Raw genomic sequence first — 509 nt, 5'->3', positions numbered from 1 at the left:
GTCGCGGCGACGACGACCCTGGAGGTGCAGCGGCGGGCCGGCGTCAGCCGGGGTGCGCTGCTGCATCACTTCCCGACCCGTGAGGACCTGTTCGGGGCCGCGATCGGCGTGCTCGTCGCTCGGAACCAGCAGGCGGTGCGCGATGAGCTGGCCGCGGCACGGCCGGACCGTGACCCGCTCTCACGCTCGTTGCACGTACTGCGGTCCGTCATGTGCGGACCCTCGTTCGGCGCCGAGATGGAGCTGTGGGCGGTGGCCCGCACCAACGCACGGCTGCGGGACGTGCTGCGCCGTGCCGAAGGGGCGGCCCGTCGGGACCTGTACCGGGTGGTCGACGAGGTCATGGGCCCCGAGCTCACCGCCTCGGCCGCCTACCCGGTGATCGCCGAACTGACCGTGCAGTTGCTGCGCGGCATGGCGATCTCCGACGTGCTGTACCGGGAGGACACGGACCGCGACGCGCTGCTGGAGGGGTGGGGCCGGATCGTGCGGCCGCTGCTCACCGGATC

The 509-nt window shown here is 72.9% G+C and carries 1 protein-coding gene; it reads left to right on the top strand.

The window, feature by feature from the left end:
* On the top strand, window positions 1–509 hold a 509-nt coding region (locus ACP4J3_RS50900; protein ID WP_426545129.1), incomplete at both ends, for a TetR family transcriptional regulator.

This window comes from Streptomyces sp. UG1 (assembly GCF_049974585.1).
Lineage (GTDB): Bacteria > Actinomycetota > Actinomycetes > Streptomycetales > Streptomycetaceae > Streptomyces.
The sequence above is the reverse complement of the archived record's forward strand: the minus strand, read 5'-3'. Positions and strand labels throughout refer to the sequence as shown.